Here is a 16,626-nt window from a genome sequence, read left to right as displayed (position 1 = left end):
TCACTGGCCGTACCCGGGGCGAGCAGGCATGATTTCGGCTGCGGACCTCACCGGACTTCTCCGGTGGCGGGTGGGGCGGGCACGAGGAGGCACGGTGGTTCGGCGGAGGCTGGGGTTCTGGCAACGGTTCGCCGTGGTGCTGATCAAGCCGGTGATGACCGTATGGACCCGGCGTACCTGGCTGGGCATGGAGCATCTGCGCCGGGACGGTCCGGTGATCATCGTGCCGAACCACATCTCGCACGCCGATCCGCTGGTCTCGGCGCACTTCGTCTACGACGCTGGGCGGTGGCCGCAGTTCCTCGGCAAGGCGAGTGTGTTCAAGGTGCCGGTGATCGGCTGGATCCTGCACCGGTGCCGGCAGATTCCCGTCGAGCGGGGCTCGGTCGACGCGGTGAAGTCGCTGGATGCCCTGGTGAAGGCGCTCGACGAAGGCGGCGCGGTGATCATTTATCCGGAGGGCACCACCAGCCGTGAGCCGGATCTCTGGCCGATGAAGGGCAAGACCGGAGCCGCCCGGTTGGCGCTGGCCACCGGTGTCCCGGTGGTGCCGCTGGCGATGTGGGGGCCGGAACAGATCTTTGATCCGCGTCGCGCCCGGATCAACCCCCGACCCCGGATTCCGGTGACCGTGGTGGCCGGGCCGCCGATCGACCTGAGTCGCTGGGCCGGGGCCAGACCGAGCCGGCAGGTGCTTGAGGAGATGACCGAGGTGATCATGTTGCGGTTGCGGGACATGCTCGCCGAGATTCGGGGCGGCACACCGCCACCGCTGTGGCAGCGGGCCACCCGGGCGAGGACCGATCCGGAGGCGGCGGCGTGAGCGGCCAGGTGGCGGTGCTCGGGGCGGGGTCGTGGGGGACGGCTTTCGCGAAGGTGCTGGCCGACGCCGGCCGGGACGTGACGATCTGGGCGCGGCGGCGGCCGATCGCCGAGGTGATCAGGGCCGAGCGGCGTAACCCGGAGTACCTGCCGGGGGCGGTGCTGCCACGGCGGGTCACCGGCACCATCGACGCCGTGGAGGCGATCAAGGGTGCCGAGATGGTGGTGCTGGCCGTGCCCTCGCAGACGCTGCGCGGCAACCTCGCCGAATGGGTCGGGCACCTGCACCCCGACGCCACCCTGGTCTCCCTGATGAAGGGCATCGAACTCGGCACCACCAAGCGGATGAGCGAGGTGATCGTCGAGACCGCCGGGGTGGCGGCGGACCGGGTGGTCGTGGTTTCCGGCCCGAACCTGGCGCCGGAGATCGCCGCCGAGCAGCCGGCCGCCACGGTGGTGGCCTGCACCGACTCGGAGCGCGCCACGCTGGTGCAGCGGTCGATCACCACGCCGTACTTCCGTCCCTACACCAACGACGACGTGATCGGCTGCGAGCTGGGCGGGGCGGTGAAGAACGTGATCGCCCTGGCGTACGGGATCGCCACCGCGATGGGCTTCGGCCACAACACCCGGGCGATGCTGGTGACCCGCGGGCTGGCCGAGACCGCCCGGCTCGGGGTCGCTCTCGGCGCGGACCCGCTCACCTTCGCCGGCCTGGCCGGCATGGGCGACCTGGTCGCCTCCTGCTCGTCGCCGTCGGCACGCAACCGCACCTTCGGGGAGCACCTGGGTCGGGGCGCCACCCTGGAGGAGGCGCGGGTGGCCACCCGGCAGACCGCCGAGGGGGTGAAGAGCGCGCTGGCGATCCGGGACCTGGCCCGCGCGCGCGGCGTGGAAATGCCGATAACCGAGCAGGTCGAACTGGTCTGCCACGAGGGTGTCGACCCACGGCGTGCCGTCCAGGCCCTGATGAGCCGCACCACGAAGCCGGAGTGAACAGCACCATGAGCGAGAACCAGTACGGCGCACCAGAGCAGCACGAGCTGCTGAATCCCGTGACTGGCGACGGCACCCGGTGCGTACGCGCCGGCCTGCCCGAGCCCACACCCGGCGCGCCCTTCCTGCCCGGCCCGGTCTTCGCCGCGCCGTACCACCTCGACCCCTGGCAGGGGCCGACGGCGGCGGCCGACGGGTACGGGCGCCCCGACAACCCGACCCGGCGGCTGCTGGAGGCCGCGATCGGCGAGTTGGAGGGCGGTGCCTGCCGGGTCTTCGGCAGCGGTCAGGCGGCGATCACCGGGCTGCTGCTCGCGGTGCTGCGGGCCGGCGACACGGTGGTGCTGCCGGCCGACGGCTACTTCCCGGTACGCGCATTCGCCACCGACACCCTGGCCGGCAATGGCGTTCGGGTGGTGTTCGCGCCGACTGCCGGGCCCTACCCCGCGTTCGACGGGGCGCGCCTGGTGCTGGTGGAGACGCCGGCCAACCCCGGACTGGACGTCGTCGACCTGCCGGCGCTGGCCGTGCGGGTGCACGCCGCCGGTGCCCTGCTGGCCGTGGACAACACCACCGCCACCCCGCTCGGGCAGCGTCCGCTGGACCTCGGTGCCGACCTGGTCGTCGCCTCCGGCACCAAGGCGATGACCGGCCACTCCGACCTGTTGCTCGGCTACCTGGCGACCCGGTCGACGGAGCTGCTGGACAAGGTCACCGGCTGGCGGACCGTGACCGGCGCGGTGCCGGGTGCCTTCGACGCCTGGCTGGCCCACCGGTCGCTGGCCACCCTCGACCTGCGGCTGGGCCGGCAGAGCGCCAATGCCGAAGCGCTCGCCCGGCTGTTGTCCGGCCGCGCCGACGTGTCCGGGCTGCGCTGGCCCGGCCTGCCGGACGACCCGGCGTACCCGGTGGCGTCGCGGCAGCTGCGGCGGATGCCGGGGGTGCTCTCCTTCGACCTCGGCAGCGCCGAGCGGGTCGCCCGGTTCCTCGACGCGGCCCGGCTGGTCGCGGCGGCGACCTCCTTCGGTGGCCTGCACACCACCGCTGACCGGCGGGCACAGTGGGGCGACGACACCGCGCCCGGTTTCGTCCGGCTCTCCTGCGGTGTGGAGGACACCGTCGATCTGGTCGCCGACGTCACGGCCGCGTTGGACGCTGCCGCCTGATGATGTCCGTCTCCCCGGCCGAGCACGACGCCCTGGTCGGCCGGCTGTGGCGGGCCGGCTGCGTCTGGGCCGAGGACGAGGCGCGGCTGCTGGTGGCGGCGGCCGGCAGCCCGGCGAGGTTGGCGGGGCTGGTCGACCGGCGGGTCTCCGGTGAGCCGCTGGAGTACCTGCTCGGCTGGGCGGAGTTCTGTGGGGAACGGATCGGCGTCGACCCGGGAGTCTTCGTGCCCCGGGCGCGCACCGCCCTGCTGGTCTCGGCCGCCGCCGCGGTGACCGGGCCGGCGGCCACGGTGGTGGAGTTGTGCTGTGGTTCCGGCGCGGTGACCAGGGCATTGGCGCGCCGGCTCGTCGCGCCCCGGCTGCGGGCCGCGGTCGACCTGGACCCGGTGGCGGTGGCCTGCGCGCGGCGGAACCTGGCCGCGCTGGCGGTGCCGGTCTTCGCCGGCGACCTGTTCGGTCCGCTGCCGGCTGCCTGGCGCGGCAGCCTGGACCTGGTGGTGGCGAACGCGCCGTACGTGCCGACGGCCGCGATCGCTCTGATGCCCTCGGAGTCGCGCGGCTACGAGCCCTCGGTGGCCGTGGATGGCGGGCCTGACGGCCTGGCCGTGCTGCGTCGGGTGGCCGCCGGAGCGTCGAATTGGCTGGCGCCGGGCGGACACCTGGTGGTGGAGGTCGGCGAGGCGCAGGTCGACGAATTTCGCGCGGTGCTGACCGATGCCGGACTGGTGCCGGCGGTGGCCAACGACGGAGCCCTGGACGCCACCGCGATGACGGCCTGTCGGCGGACTGCCGTGGCGGGCGGGCCGGACGAGAACTAGCCTCACGTCAGGTCGTGACGGCGGGAGGCGAATTTCGGGTGGATAGCGCAACGGTGCCGGTGGTCGTCGGGATCGACAACGGCGGTACGAGCAACAACACCACCGTGCTGACGCTGGACGGGCGGTTCCTGGTCGACCGGTTGGTCGAGACGCCGAGCCGGGTGCAGGCCGGACCGGTGGCGGCGGTGGCGGCGATGGCGGACGCCTTCGAGCGCGTGCTGACCCGCACCGGGGTGGCCCGCGAGCTGGTCCGGGCGGTGGGTCTGGACACGCCCGGTCCGGCCAGCGCGACCGGGGTGATCTCGTCGAAGGGGTCCACGAACTTCTCCCAGCCGGTCTGGCGGGGCTACGACGTCCGGGGGGCGCTGGCGCACCGGCTCGGACTGCCGGTGGTCTACCACAACGACGGCAACGCCGCCGCGCTCTACGCCCACCACGTCTATTTCGGCGCCGACGCGATGCGGCGATCGTCGGTGTCGGCGATCGTCGGCACCGGGCTCGGCGGCGGACTGGTCGAGAACGGCCGGGTGATCGCTGGTGCGGCGGGGATGGCCGGCGAGCTGGGGCACGTGCACATTCCGCTGACGGAGGTGCTGGCGCCGGGGCAGCCCGTTCCGAGCTGCGCCTGCGGCTTCGCCGGTGACGCGGAGAGCCTCGCCTCGCTGACCGCGATCGAGCGCAACCTGCTGCCGTACTGGCTGACCCGCTTTCCCGGGCACCCGCTGGCCACCGAGCCGCCGGGTCGGGCGGCGAAACTGGTCCGCGGCTACGGCGAGCGGGGCGACGAACTGGGCCGGGAGATTTTCGGCCAGCAGGCGAGGGCGCTGGGCGCGTTGTTCACCGTGGCGGCCAACTTCACCGATCCGCACGCGTACTTCGTGGGTGGTGGGGTGGTGGAGACGGCGCCGGAGTTCCGCGACTGGTTCCTGGCGACCGTGCGGGAGCACACCGTGCTCCGGGCCGAGCAGGCCGCGCTGGCCACCTTCGCCCTGGTGCCGGAGCGTGACATGGCCGGTGCCCGGGGTGCCGCTCTCGCTGCGCTGGAGACGGTACGCGCCGTGCCGGCGCCGCCGCCGTTGGTCGGCGACGTACCGTCGGGCTGACCGGGCCGGCGGTGCCCTTACCGGCCCGGTCAGCGGCACTGGGGGTGATTCCTGGTGTGGTTCAGTGCATGGGCGGCGACTGGGCGAAGGCGGACCACGCTGCCGGCGGGAAGATCAGCAGCGGGCCGTGCGGATCCTTGGAATCGCGTACGGCTACCGTCCCGGGGACGACAGCCACCTCCACGCAGGCTCCCTCGTCGCCGCTGTGGCTGCTCTTGCGCCAGCCGTACCCGGCCACCGCCACCTCGGTCATCGGTGTCATCGCATTACCGTCCCTTCAGGAGTTTGAAGATTGCCTCGCGACTGGCCGCCGGGCTGAGCGCGACCGTTCGCAGATGCTCCATGATCTTGGTGCAGGTACGCAGGTCGCCGGGACGGTCGAGCACCATCTGCCCGGCGACCGTTTCCACGGAGGCGATGATCGGATCCTCCGGGTCGGCGAACTCGAGGATGTGCAGTGAACCTCGGGTGCCCCGGTGGTAGCCGGCGGCCAGTGGGATCATCTGGACGGTGATGTTCGGCAGCTCGCCCACCTTGAGTAGGTGGCTCAGCTGGGCCTCGGTCGCCGACTCCTCACCGACCGGGCGTAGCAGGGCGGCCTCGTCGAGGATCGCGTCGAAGATCGGCGGGTCCTCACCGGTGAGGCGTTGCTGCCGGTCGAGCCGCAGGTGCACCCGCTCTTCGACGTCGTTGTCGCTGAGGGTGTGCGGGCCGCCGCGCATGACGCCCCGGATGTAGTCGGCGGTCTGCAGCAGGCCCGGCACCACCGAGGGCTCGAAGTTGGCGATGCCGGTGGCTTCGGCTTCCAGCGCGATGAAGTCGATGGTGCGCCGGTCGAGCAGGTAGGAGTAGGACACCCACCAGCCCGGTTTGCGCGCGTCCTTGGCCAGTCCGACGGCAGCCGCGACCTCGTCCGCGTCGACTCCGTAGAGGGTGAGCAGGGCGCGCACGGTGGCCGGGTTGACCAGGGTCTGCGCGTTCTCGTAGCGAGAGAGCGTGCTGCGGGTGCTGTTGATCTCGTCTGCCGCGGCCTCCAGGGTGAGGCCGGCGGCCTCACGGTGGTGGCGCAGCGCGATGCCCAACCGACGGGCGCGTGCGGTCTTCGGAGCCATGTATCGATGGTCGCACGTATTTGGGAACCTGTACATGAGAGAACGTCGGTGAGAGTTGCATTCATGCCCATGGAGCTGTCAGTCTGTTAGCGCGTCCTCACCGCCGGTTGTCGTGGCGACGGTGGTGGTGAGCGACCGGAGGGGATGGGGCACGCGGCGGTCGGGTTTTCCCCCGTACCCGACCGCCGTGTGCCGCATCAGTTGTCGGCTGCCGGAAGGGAATCGACGTGCGAACTGGTCAGCGGAGTATCGGTGAACGCCGGGTCGGCCGGCGATGACGCGTTTCCTGGTGGTGCTGACCGACGTTCGTCCCAACGAGATGGACGGTCGCAACGAGCGGGCCGCCCCCGAGCGCCGCCGCCAGGTGGTCGGCGCCAGCAGCCGGGAGGCGGCCGACCGGATCGCCGGGGCGTTCATGGCGTTGGGCATGGTGCGGGCCGGCCGGCAGCGGGTCAAGGTGATCGCCATCGGCCGGCGGCACGCGTACGGCGAGTTGGCCAGCTAGGGCGCGTCCGATAACGCACCGTATATGATGCGTTGACGGAATGCGGCCGTGCCGCGTTCCCGCAGGGTATGGGCTACCCGCACCCGCCACGCACAGTAAGGTCATTCGGGAGAGCGCCAGCAGTGCGTCCCGGAAAGGTGACCGCAGTGACCACCCCAGGCAAGACCCGCGTGGCGATCGTCTTCGGCGGCCGTAGCCCGGAACACGGCATCTCCTGCGTCAGCGCCGGCAGCCTGCTCGGTGCCCTGGACCCGGACGAGTTCGAGGTGGTGCCGGTGGGTATCACCCGGGCCGGCCAGTGGGTGCTCACCAGCGGTGATCCCAGCCAGTTGGCGATCAACTCCCGCCAGCTGCCGGAGATCACCGCCGAGTCCGGTACGGACATCGTGCTGCGGGCCGACCCCACCGGCAGCGGACTGCTGGTGCTCGACCCGACCGGGGGGCCGCGGGCGCTCGCCGACGTGGATGTGGTCTTTCCGGTACTGCACGGCGCCTACGGCGAGGACGGCACCATCCAGGGCATGCTGGAGATGGCCGGCATCCCGTACGTCGGAGCGAAGGTTTTCGCCTCCGCCGCCGCCATGGACAAGGAATTCACCAAAAAGCTCTGCGCCGCCGAAGGTATCCCCGTCGGCCCGTACGCGGTGCTGCGAAGCGGAACGACGCTGAGCGAGGCGGACAAGCGGCGGTTGGGCCTGCCGGTCTTCGTCAAGCCCTCGCGGGCCGGGTCCTCCTTCGGCGTCAGCAAGGTCACCGACTGGGCCGATCTGGACGCGGCGGTCGCCGCCGCGCGGGCGATCGACAGCAAAGTGCTGGTCGAGGCCGCGATCGTCGGCCGGGAGATCGAGTGCGGTGTGCTGGAGGGCGAGGCCGGCGGCGTGCCGGAAGCCTCGGTGCTGGCCGAGGTCCGGGTGGTCGGCGACTACGAGTTCTACGACTTCGAGGCCAAGTACATCGACGCCGAGTCCGCCTGCGAGTACGACATCCCGGCCGACCTGCCGGAGCCGGTCACCCGGCAGGTACGCGACCATGCCGTGCGTGCCTTCACCGCACTTGACTGCGCCGGGCTGGCCCGGGCCGACTTCTTCGTCACCCCGGAAATGGACGTCTATCTCAACGAGCTCAACACCATGCCCGGTTTCACGCCGACGTCCATGTTCCCCCGCATGTGGGCGGCGGCCGGCCTGGAGTACCCGAAGCTGATCGACCGGCTCCTCCGCACCGCCCTGACCCGCGGCCCCGACCACCGCTGACCCCACCTGCGTCCCTTCGCGGGCGGGGACGGGCGGGTGGTGGGCCGGTCAGGAGGTACAGCCGGAGGGTGCCGGGGCGGCTGATCGGATTGACTCGGCCACGGTCCTGGAGATCGGGGAGAGCCACTGCAACGCCTCGCCGTAGAAGTGCGGCACCCGCACGGTCACCGCGCTCTCCCGGTCGACCGTGGTCAGCTCGGTGTCGTCGGGTCCTTCCACGGCGTACCAGCACACCGAGTTGACCAGCACGAGATGGTCGTCGGGCGCCACCTCGGGCTCGGTGCCGCCGCAGGCGACCGTCAGCGCCGGGTCGCCGTATGCGGCGTTCTGCTCGGGGCCGGCGGTGACCGGCCGCTGGGGCAGCTCGCGGATGGTCGCGGGCAACTGCGACAGCAGGGCTCGGCAGACGACGGCCGGGCGCTCGGCCAGGGCCGGCGCGGCCATCTCGACCGGCATCGTGGACCGCGCCTGGGGCGTCGTCGGCGACGGGTTCGGGTCGGCGGCCGGGGCGTCCGGCGCGAGGTTGGCGAACGCGAGCGCGCCGACCAGCAGCGTCACCGGAAGGGCCACCGCCGTGGCGATCAGCGCCGCGCTGCGGTTCGTGCGTCCCGTGGCCGTCCCGGCGCCCGGCCGGTCGGCCTCGGCGAGGGGGGACTCGGAGAGCCTGCCCACTTAGAGGCGCACCACCGAACACGTGAGGGTACGGGTGATGCCGGGCACCATCTGCACCTTGCTGACGATGAGTTTGCCCAGTTCGTCGACGGTGTTCGCCTCGGTGAGCACCACCACGTCGTACGGCCCGGTGACCGCGTCCACGCGGACAACGCCGGCAAGATCCGCGATGAGACCGGCCACGTCACGTGCCCGGCCGACCTCTGTCTGGATGAGGATGTACGCCTGTACCACGACTCGACCTCCCTCCGTCGCCGCCTGCCAGGCGGCCCGAAGGGAGAAAGTACCTTACGGACCAGGGCTAATCCCTATCGGTGGTCAAGGAGAAGCGGTGAGCGAGCGGAGCGAGGGAACCATCAGGCGGGACGGGGTGTCGTCGTGAGCGTCGCGGGCGTCGGCGAGTTCGGTCTGATCGACCGGGTGACCGCCCGCCTGACGTACGGGTCCACGGTGCTGCTCGGTCCGGGTGACGACGCCGCGGTGGTCGCGGCGCCGGACGCGCGGGTGGTCGCCACGACGGACGTGCTGGTCGAGGGGCGGCACTTCCGCCGAGACTGGTCCGGCGCGCACGACATCGGCCGCCGGGCGGCGGCTGCGAACCTGGCCGACGTGGTGGCGATGGGAGCCGATCCGACCGCCCTGCTGGTGGCGCTCTGCGTGCCGGCCGATGTCGCGACCGGCTGGGTGGAGGAGCTGGCCGACGGACTCGGCACCGAGGCGGCCGGTGTCGGCGCCAGCGTGGTCGGCGGGGACATGTCGGCCAGCCCCACCCTGACCATCGCCGTGACCGCGCTCGGTGACCTGGGCGGGCGAGCGCCGGTGACCCGGGCCGGCGCCCGTCCCGGCGACGCGGTCGCCCTGGCTGGTCGCACCGGATACGCGGCGGCCGGGTTCACGGTGCTCTCCCGTGGTTTCCGTACGCCGCGGCTGCTGGTCGAGGCGTACCGGCGGCCCGAGGTGCCCTACCCGGCCGGGCCGCTGGCCGCTCGGCTCGGCGCCACCGCCATGATCGATGTCTCGGACGGTCTGCTCGCCGATCTCGGGCACGTGGCGAAGGCCAGCGGGGTGGCCGTCGACCTCTCCCGGGACGCCTTCGAGGTGCCGCCGCAGATGCGCGACGCAGCCCAGGCGCTCGGCGTCGATCCGTACGCCTGGCTGCTGGCCGGTGGGGACGACCACGCGCTGACCGCGACCTTTCCCCCGGCGACGGCGCTGCCACCGCAGTGGCGGCCGATCGGTCGGGTCGCCGCGGGTTCCGGCGTGACCGTGGACGGCCGCCCGTTCGAAGGGCCGGCCGGCTGGGACCACTTCCGCTGATCGGCCGCCCGCCGCTTTCCGGTGCGAGGTGCCCGACGTCGTACCCTGCACAGGTGCAGCAGATCGAGATCCACCCGGTACCGTTCGACTCGCCGGTGGCGCAGCAGTTGATCACCGCCGCGCTGGCCGACCTGGGCGGCCGGTACGGTGGCAGCGGCGACGAGACCCCGGTAGACGCCAGCGAGTTCACCCCGCCGTCGGGGACGTTCCTGGTCGCCCACCTCGACGGGCAGCCGATCGGCTGCGGCGGTTGGCGCAGTCACGGTGCCGAGATCCACACCGCCGAGCTGAAGCGGATGTACACGGCGCCGCAGGCCCGGGGGTGCGGCGTGGCCCGCGCGGTGCTCGCCGCGATCGAGCGTTCGGCGGGCGAACACGGCCGCAAGCGGATCATCCTAGAGTGCGGCGACCGGCAGCCCGAGGCGATCGCCATGTACACCGCGGCCGGCTACGAGCGGATCCCGAACTTCGGCTACTACGCCGACGAGCCCGGCTGCCTGTCGTTCGGTCGCACCCTCTAGACGCCCTCCCGACGTCCAGCAGGGGTGCGGACACGACGGTGCCGGCGGACCCGTGGCCCGCCGGCACCGTCGGCGTCGAAGTAGCGGTGCTGCCGCGTCAGGCGCGGGTGACCTTGCCCGCCTTGATGCAGGACGTGCAGACCTTCAGCTTCTTGGTCGTGCCACCACCGGCCGAGGTGCGCACCGACTGGATGTTCGGGTTCCAGCGGCGGTTGGTCCGCCGGTGCGAGTGGGACACGTTGTGGCCGAAGCCCGGCCCCTTGCCACAGACGTCACACACGCTAGCCACGGGATACTCCTGGGATTTGAACGTTCATGAAGTCGCCGCCAGGCGCCGCCCGGGCAACCTGGCCAGGTTACCCGATACCAGATTCGCCTGCCCAACCGGGCTCTGCCGCGACAACGCGCCGGACGGGCGCGTCGATGGCCGCGGGCCGAGCCGGCCCGGGACCCGCACGGCGCGGGACAGCCCGGGCGTCCGACGCCCGTCAGCGTACGCCAGTAGGCTTCCACCGTGCTGGACACCCTCGACGCCGCCGCCGTGCGCAGCTGGTGCGCCAGTGGGCTGGCCGTGCTCAAGCGGCACCAAAGGGAGATCGACGACCTCAACGTCTACCCGGTGCCCGACGGCGACACCGGCACCAACCTGGTACTCACCCTCACTTCGGCCCAACAGGCCCTCGCGATGGATCTCGACACCCACGCGGCCGGCACCCGGACACCGCACGGGCACGCGTTGCGCCTGATGGCCCGGGGTGCCCTGCTCGGCGCGCGGGGCAACTCCGGGGTGATCCTGTCGCAGATCCTGCAGGGGCTCGCCGACACGCTTGCCACCGTTCCCCAGGTGCGCGGCCGGGCGTTGGCCGCCGCACTGCGAGCGTCCACCGGCGCGGCCTACGCGGCGGTCGCCAGACCGGTGGAGGGCACCCTGCTCACGGTGGTCGCCGCGGCGGCCGAGTCGGCCGAGCGCACGACCAGCGACGACCTTCCGGTGGTGGTCAGGGCGGCGGCCGGCGCCGCCGCCACGGCCCTGGCTCGCACGCCGGAGCAGTTGCCGGCGCTGGCCCGGGCCGGCGTGGTCGATGCCGGTGGGCGAGGGCTCTGCCTGCTGCTGGACGCGCTGGTCGAGGTGGTCACCGGAGAGGTCCCGGCCCGTGCCGCGACCATGCCCCGGGCGGCGCCGCCGCCAGCCGGCGCCGCCCGGGAGACAGGCTCCCCGGAGTACGCCTACGAGGTGCAGTTCCTCCTCGACGCCGAGCCCGAGGCGGTACGGCAGATGCGTGACACACTCGACGGGTTCGGCGACTCCCTCGTGGTGGTCGGCGACGGCGGCACAACCGGCGGCACCTGGCAGGTGCACGTGCACGTCAACGACGTCGGCGCGGCAATCGAGGCAGGGGTGGTGGCCGGTCGCCCGTACCAGATCTCGGTGACCCGCTTCGTCGACCAGGTGACGGCGGAGCCTGTCGCGGGCCAGGACAGTCGCGCGGCCCAGGGCGGCCGGGCGGCCCAGGGCGGCCGGGCGGCCCAGGGCGGCCGGGCGGCCGTGGTGGTGGCCGCCGGTGCCGGGATCGCCGAGCTGCTCGCCGGCGAGGGCGCGGTGGTGGCGCCGGGCAATCCCTCGACCGGTGAGCTGCTGGACGCGGTGCGGTCCACCCGCGCGGCCCGCGTGGTGGTGCTGCCCAACGACCCGGATGCGCAGGCGGTGGCGAACCAGGTCGCTGAGGAGGCGTACCGGCTGGGGATCGAGGTCAGCGTGGTGCCGACCCGGTCGCCGGTGCAGGCGCTGGCCGCGCTCGCGGTGCGCGATCCGCGACGCCGCTTCGCCGATGACGTCATCGCGATGGCCGAGGCCGCCGGCGCCTGCCGGTACGCCGAGGTCTGCCGGGCCGGCCGGGAGGCGCTGACCGTGGCCGGCCCGTGCCGCGCCGGTGACGTGCTCGCCCTGGTCGAGGGCGAGGTGCACCTGATTGGCACCGACCTGGTCGACACCTGCACGGCGCTGGTCGACCGGCTGCTCGGTGGTGGCGGCGAACTGGTCACCCTGCTGGTCGGCGCCGACGCGCCCGACGGTCTTGCCGACGCGGTGCGTACCCACATCACGGGCCGCTGGCCCTTCGTCGAGGTGCAGGCCTATGCCGGTGGGCAGCCGCACTACCCCCTGCTGGTAGGTGTCGAATGACCGTCGTTCCGACCGACCTGGACACGCCGCTGAAGAAGCTGGTCGGCGAGAAGACCGCAAAGGCGCTCACCGGCCAGCTCGACCTGCATACCGCGGGTGACCTGATCTACCATTTTCCGCGCCGCTACGACGAGCGCGGCGAGCACACCGACATCCGCGCCCTCGACGTCGGCGAACAGGTCACCGTGCTGGCCCAGGTGCAGCGCACCGCGGTCCGCCCGATGCGCCAGCGCCGGGGCAACCTGCTGGAGGTGACCGTCGGCGACGGCTCTGGCGGCACACTGACCCTCACCTTCTTCGGCAACCAGGCGTGGCGGGAGCGCGAACTGCGGCCCGGCCGGTGGGGCCTGTTCGCCGGCAAGGTCACCGAGTTCCGGAGCAAACGGCAGCTCAACGGGCCGGAGTACGTCCTGCTCGGTGAGCAGACCGACACCGAGGCCGCAGCCAGCGAGCAGATCGAGGAGTTCGCCGGGGCGCTCATCCCGGTTTACCCGGCCGCCGCGGCGGTACCCACCTGGGTGATCGCGCGCTGCGTACGGGTGGTGCTGGACACCGTCACGCCACCGGCGGATCCGCTGCCCGCCACGGTGCGGGCCAGCCGGAACCTGGTCGGTCTCGACTCCGCGCTGCGGGAGATCCACCGGCCGTCCAGCCGGGAGGAGCTGTACCGCGCCCGCCGCCGGTTGAAGTGGGACGAGGCGTTCGCGGTGCAGGTGACCCTGGTGCGGCGCAAGCGCGACGCCGCGGCCTCGCCGGCGCGCCCCCGACCAACGCGCCAGGGCGGCCTGCTCGACGCGTTCGACGCCCGGTTGCCGTACGAGTTGACCTCCGGGCAGCGCGACGTGGGTGTCGAGATCGCGGCCGACCTGGCCACCGGCCACCCGATGCACCGCCTGTTGCAGGGTGAGGTGGGCTCTGGCAAGACCGTGGTGGCCCTGCGGGCGATGCTCCAGGTGGTCGACGCGGGCGGGCAGGCCGCGCTGCTCGCCCCCACCGAGGTACTCGCCGCCCAGCACTACCGCGGCATGCTCGACCTGCTCGGCCCGCTCGCTCAGGCCGGCGAGCTGGGCGCCGCCGACCAGGCCACCCGGGTGGAGTTGGTCACCGGCTCACTGGGCGCGGTGGCTCGGCGCCGGGCGCTGGCCGAGGTCGCCAACGGCAGTGCCGGTATCGTGCTCGGCACCCATGCGCTGCTCTACGAGGGAGTCGACTTCGCCGATCTCGGTCTGGTGGTGGTCGACGAGCAGCACCGCTTCGGTGTGGAGCAGCGGGACGCGCTCCGCGCCAAGGCGGAGCAGCCGCCGCACGTGCTGGTGATGACCGCCACTCCGATTCCCCGCACGGTGGCCATGACGGTCTACGGCGACCTCGAGATCTCCACCCTGTCCCAGTTGCCGCGTGGCCGTTCGCCGATCGCCTCGCACGTCGTACCGGCCGCCGAGAAACCGGCCTTCCTCGACCGCGCCTGGCGGCGGCTGCGCGAGGAGGTCACCGCCGGTCACCAGGCGTACGTGGTCTGTCCGCGTATCGGCGAAGAAAGTTCCGGGGCCGACGAGGAGCCGCCGGCGACCGACGACACCGGACGGCGACCGCCGCTGGCGGTGACCGAGGTCGCCCCGCTGCTGGCCGAGGGGCCGCTGCACGGCCTGCGTATCGGCGCCCTGCACGGCCGGCTGCCGGCCGACGAGAAGGACACGGTGATGCGGGCCTTCGCCGGTGGCGACCTGGACGTCCTGGTCGCCACGACGGTGGTCGAGGTCGGCGTCGACGTACCCAACGCGACGGTGATGATCGTGCTCGACGCCGACCGGTTTGGCGTGTCCCAGCTGCACCAGTTGCGGGGCCGGGTGGGCCGGGGCAGCGCGCCGGGGATCTGCCTGCTGGTGACCGAGGCGGCCGAGGGCACCAGTGCTCGGGACCGGTTGGACGCGGTGGCGTCCACCACGGACGGGTTCAAGCTCGCCGAGCTGGATCTGGAGCAGCGTCGGGAGGGCGACGTGCTGGGCGCCGCCCAGTCCGGTCGGCGGTCACACCTGCGCCTGCTGTCGCTGCTGCGCGACGCCGACCTGATCCGGGACGCGCGGGCGGAGGCGATCGTTCTGGTCGAGGAGGATCCGGCGCTGGTCCGCCATCCGGCGCTGGCGGCCTCGGTCGCCGCGTTTGTCGACGAGGACCGCGCCGAATACCTCGAGAAAGGCTGAGGGCGCGCCAGCCGGCGCGCCCTCAGACGTTGTGTAAGGATGGGCCCCTGTTAACGCATGCGGTAGAGCAGGGGCCCCACCTCAACGGTTAAATCAGGCGGTGAAGTGGACCCGCCGACGCCGTGCCAACACGAACAGCACCGCGCCCAGCGCCAGCAGGGCGACGGCGCCCGCGGCGATGCCGCCGGCCGCGGCACCGGTCACCGGCAGACCCGGGGGCTCCTCGCCACCGCCACCGCCACCGCAACCCTCGGGCGCGTAGATGACCTCAAGTTCCAGACCCAGCTCGGGCAGGACGACCAGAGCCGCCTCTTCCTCGCCGGCCGGGAAGGTGACCTTCTCCGAGGAGCCCGGCTCGACGGTACGGGTCTCGGTCTTGTCGCCGTAGGTGAACTCCACCTTGACCGGTACGCCACCCTCCGGGTTGGAGGCGGTCAGCCCGAAGGTCTCGCAGTCGGCGTCGGTGGTGACCGTGGGCAGCGGGCAGTCCTCGGGACGCTCCCAGGAGTACGTCCCGTTGTCGATGACCTTGCCTTCGACCAGCACCTCGACCTTGCCGGCGTTCTCGGCGGGTACGACGGTCTCGTTGTTGGCGTCGCCCGGCGCGACGGTGACGGTCTTGGACCAGCCGTTCTCACCCCGGACCTCGAACTCCACCGGGTACTTGGAGATCGAACCGTCGTTGCTCAGAGAGACGGTGACGGTGCCGTCGCAGGAGGAGGCGAAGGTGGACGCCGGGGTGGTGCAGTTCTTGCTGCCGCCGTTGTACCAGCCGGGCGGGCCCGACGAGCGGTTGCCCGGCGCCTTCTTCTCGCCCAGCTTCTTCGAGCCGTAGCGCGGGCCCTTGTCGACCAGCGGGTCGATGACCTCGTCGACGCCGCCCCAGATCAGATCGACCTGCGTGTGGCAGTCCGGGACTCCGACGTTGAGCTCGATCTCGGTCTGGGTACCACCGACGAAGTTGCTGTCCGGCTCGCCGTAGACATACTGCGGGGTGGCGAACTGCGGGCGCGGCGCGAAGTACGACACCAGGGTGAAGTACTGCTGCTCCTCGCCGCACAGCGGCAGGTCGCCGTCCAGTTTGACGGTCGCCTTGCCGTTCGGGCCGTCGAAGGTGTGGCTGTACTTCGCCTGGCTGGCATCGATGCACTTCGGCGCCGGCTGGCACGGGGCGTCGCGGTCGAGATTGATGGTGCCGCTGTTGGTCTGTACCCGTCGGTTGTCCCACCGGGCCTCGACGGTGAGCTTGGCGCTCGCGGTGTCACCCGGCACCCGCTGGACGGCCTCGACGAAGCCGCCCCTGTTGATGGCCACGCCCTTCAGGTCGACGGCCTCGGCACCTGGGACGAGCACCTGGACCGGGCTCGACGGCTCGGCGGTCACCTTCTTGATCGTCGCGGCCTTGTTGCGCTCGCTGTTGACCACCTTCCACGTGATCACCCGCTCGCCGCTGAGCTGGTCGCAGACGGCGGTGGCGGTGATGGTGGTGTGGTGGGCGGCGGCCGGGGTGGCCACCACCGCCGCTCCGGTCATGCCGATGAGGGCGGCTGCCAGGACAGCCAGCGGTCGCCGCAGCGACAGCTTGGGTCGGATCACGCGTACTCCCGGGGTGAAGATGCGTCAGGGTCGGCACGGGTGGTACGGACGGCGCTGGCGGCATGTGCCGCGCCAGAGAGGGGTGCCTGTCCGTGCCGTTGGCCGGCGGCGATATGGCCGGCACCCGGCAGACCTTAGCGAGGACGTGAGGATTGAGACAGCCTTCAGGAAGGCTTAAGCATCATGTTATGAAGGTGAGATCATTGATCTACGCTACGTGATCACCCGATCTCGTCCCGCGTCCAGCTCCACTTCGGACGCACGAGGCGTGGCGTGGACGTGCCGAGGGCGCGTCGGCCGGATGGTCGACGCGCCCTCGGATCAGGCTCTGATCAGCTCAGCTGAGGCGGTGAAGCGCAGTC

General features: G+C 72.1%; 17 protein-coding genes. 11 read left to right on the top strand and 6 right to left on the bottom strand.

Annotated elements, in window-relative coordinates:
- Window positions 1–94: 94 nt before the first annotated feature.
- Genes ACFHWY_RS05145 through ACFHWY_RS05125 form a run of 5 tightly spaced genes read left to right on the top strand, consistent with a single transcriptional unit; the run spans window position 95 to window position 4,905 of the window.
- Window positions 95–823, top strand: a complete 729-nt coding sequence (locus ACFHWY_RS05145) for a lysophospholipid acyltransferase family protein (RefSeq protein WP_416578910.1) — start codon at window positions 95–97, stop codon at window positions 821–823.
- Window positions 820–1,818 (top strand): NAD(P)H-dependent glycerol-3-phosphate dehydrogenase, encoded by a 999-nt coding sequence (locus tag ACFHWY_RS05140; RefSeq protein WP_416578909.1) that lies wholly within the window; start codon window positions 820–822, stop codon window positions 1,816–1,818. The genes ACFHWY_RS05145 and ACFHWY_RS05140 overlap by 4 nt, the downstream gene beginning before the upstream one ends.
- Before the next feature lie 8 nt (window positions 1,819–1,826).
- Window positions 1,827–2,984: a cystathionine gamma-lyase gene (locus ACFHWY_RS05135; RefSeq protein ID WP_416578908.1), complete on the top strand. Its 1,158-nt coding sequence runs from the start codon at window positions 1,827–1,829 to the stop codon at window positions 2,982–2,984.
- The gene (locus ACFHWY_RS05130; RefSeq protein ID WP_416578907.1) at window positions 2,984–3,802 is read left to right on the top strand and encodes a putative protein N(5)-glutamine methyltransferase; all 819 of its coding nucleotides are present in this window, start codon (window positions 2,984–2,986) and stop codon (window positions 3,800–3,802) included. The genes ACFHWY_RS05135 and ACFHWY_RS05130 overlap by 1 nt, the downstream gene beginning before the upstream one ends.
- Before the next feature lie 38 nt (window positions 3,803–3,840).
- Window positions 3,841–4,905: an ROK family protein gene (locus ACFHWY_RS05125; RefSeq protein ID WP_416578906.1), complete on the top strand. Its 1,065-nt coding sequence runs from the start codon at window positions 3,841–3,843 to the stop codon at window positions 4,903–4,905.
- 61 nt (window positions 4,906–4,966) lie between these two features.
- On the opposite strand, the gene ACFHWY_RS05120 is transcribed toward ACFHWY_RS05125, so the two are convergent.
- Together ACFHWY_RS05120 and ACFHWY_RS05115 are read right to left on the bottom strand one after the other, a co-directional pair.
- A complete protein-coding gene (locus tag ACFHWY_RS05120; protein WP_416578905.1) occupies window positions 4,967–5,167 on the bottom strand; it encodes a DUF397 domain-containing protein in 201 nt (66 codons plus the stop codon).
- A gap of 4 nt (window positions 5,168–5,171) precedes the next feature.
- Window positions 5,172–6,017, bottom strand: a complete 846-nt coding sequence (locus ACFHWY_RS05115; RefSeq protein WP_416578904.1) for a helix-turn-helix domain-containing protein — start codon at window positions 6,015–6,017, stop codon at window positions 5,172–5,174.
- A gap of 274 nt (window positions 6,018–6,291) precedes the next feature.
- On the opposite strand from ACFHWY_RS05115, the gene ACFHWY_RS05110 reads away from it, so the two are divergent.
- Both ACFHWY_RS05110 and ACFHWY_RS05105 read left to right on the top strand, forming a co-directional pair.
- A complete protein-coding gene (locus tag ACFHWY_RS05110; RefSeq protein WP_416578903.1) occupies window positions 6,292–6,522 on the top strand; it encodes a hypothetical protein in 231 nt (76 codons plus the stop codon).
- Window positions 6,523–6,668: 146 nt separating this feature from the next.
- The gene (locus ACFHWY_RS05105; protein WP_416578902.1) at window positions 6,669–7,775 is read left to right on the top strand and encodes a D-alanine--D-alanine ligase family protein; all 1,107 of its coding nucleotides are present in this window, start codon (window positions 6,669–6,671) and stop codon (window positions 7,773–7,775) included.
- 48 nt (window positions 7,776–7,823) lie between these two features.
- Here the strand turns inward: ACFHWY_RS05105 and ACFHWY_RS05100 are convergent, their stop codons facing one another.
- Entirely contained in the window at window positions 7,824–8,447 is a 624-nt protein-coding gene (locus tag ACFHWY_RS05100; protein WP_416578901.1) for a DUF3515 family protein, read from the bottom strand.
- Window positions 8,448–8,681, bottom strand: a complete 234-nt coding sequence (locus tag ACFHWY_RS05095; RefSeq protein ID WP_013284547.1) for an Lrp/AsnC ligand binding domain-containing protein — start codon at window positions 8,679–8,681, stop codon at window positions 8,448–8,450.
- A 144-nt stretch (window positions 8,682–8,825) separates the two neighbouring features.
- Here ACFHWY_RS05095 and ACFHWY_RS05090 point away from each other — a divergent pair, with 144 nt between their 5' ends.
- Both ACFHWY_RS05090 and ACFHWY_RS05085 read left to right on the top strand, forming a co-directional pair.
- On the top strand, window positions 8,826–9,764 hold the full coding sequence (locus ACFHWY_RS05090) for a thiamine-phosphate kinase (RefSeq protein ID WP_416578900.1): 939 nt from the start codon (window positions 8,826–8,828) through the stop codon (window positions 9,762–9,764).
- A gap of 53 nt (window positions 9,765–9,817) precedes the next feature.
- Window positions 9,818–10,285 (top strand): GNAT family N-acetyltransferase, encoded by a 468-nt coding sequence (locus tag ACFHWY_RS05085; RefSeq protein ID WP_416578899.1) that lies wholly within the window; start codon window positions 9,818–9,820, stop codon window positions 10,283–10,285.
- A 97-nt stretch (window positions 10,286–10,382) separates the two neighbouring features.
- Here ACFHWY_RS05085 and rpmB read toward each other — a convergent pair whose 3' ends face one another.
- Window positions 10,383–10,574 carry a 50S ribosomal protein L28 gene (gene rpmB, locus ACFHWY_RS05080; protein ID WP_416578898.1) on the bottom strand — a complete coding sequence of 64 codons (192 nt, stop codon included), beginning with the start codon at window positions 10,572–10,574 and terminating at the stop codon, window positions 10,383–10,385.
- Window positions 10,575–10,799: 225 nt separating this feature from the next.
- Here rpmB and ACFHWY_RS05075 point away from each other — a divergent pair, with 225 nt between their 5' ends.
- Both ACFHWY_RS05075 and recG read left to right on the top strand, forming a co-directional pair.
- Window positions 10,800–12,467, top strand: a complete 1,668-nt coding sequence (locus ACFHWY_RS05075) for a DAK2 domain-containing protein (RefSeq protein WP_416578897.1) — start codon at window positions 10,800–10,802, stop codon at window positions 12,465–12,467.
- Entirely contained in the window at window positions 12,464–14,668 is a 2,205-nt protein-coding gene (gene recG, locus ACFHWY_RS05070; RefSeq protein ID WP_416578896.1) for an ATP-dependent DNA helicase RecG, read from the top strand. Before ACFHWY_RS05075 ends, recG begins: the two co-directional genes overlap by 4 nt.
- A 93-nt stretch (window positions 14,669–14,761) precedes the next feature.
- On the opposite strand, the gene ACFHWY_RS05065 is transcribed toward recG, so the two are convergent.
- Entirely contained in the window at window positions 14,762–16,264 is a 1,503-nt protein-coding gene (locus tag ACFHWY_RS05065) for a cell wall anchor protein (protein WP_416578895.1), read from the bottom strand.
- Between the last annotated feature and the right edge of the window lie 362 nt (window positions 16,265–16,626).

Source organism: Micromonospora sp. LOL_024 (genome assembly GCF_048060415.1).
Lineage (GTDB): Bacteria > Actinomycetota > Actinomycetes > Mycobacteriales > Micromonosporaceae > Micromonospora.
The sequence above is the reverse complement of the archived record's forward strand: the minus strand, read 5'-3'. Positions and strand labels throughout refer to the sequence as shown.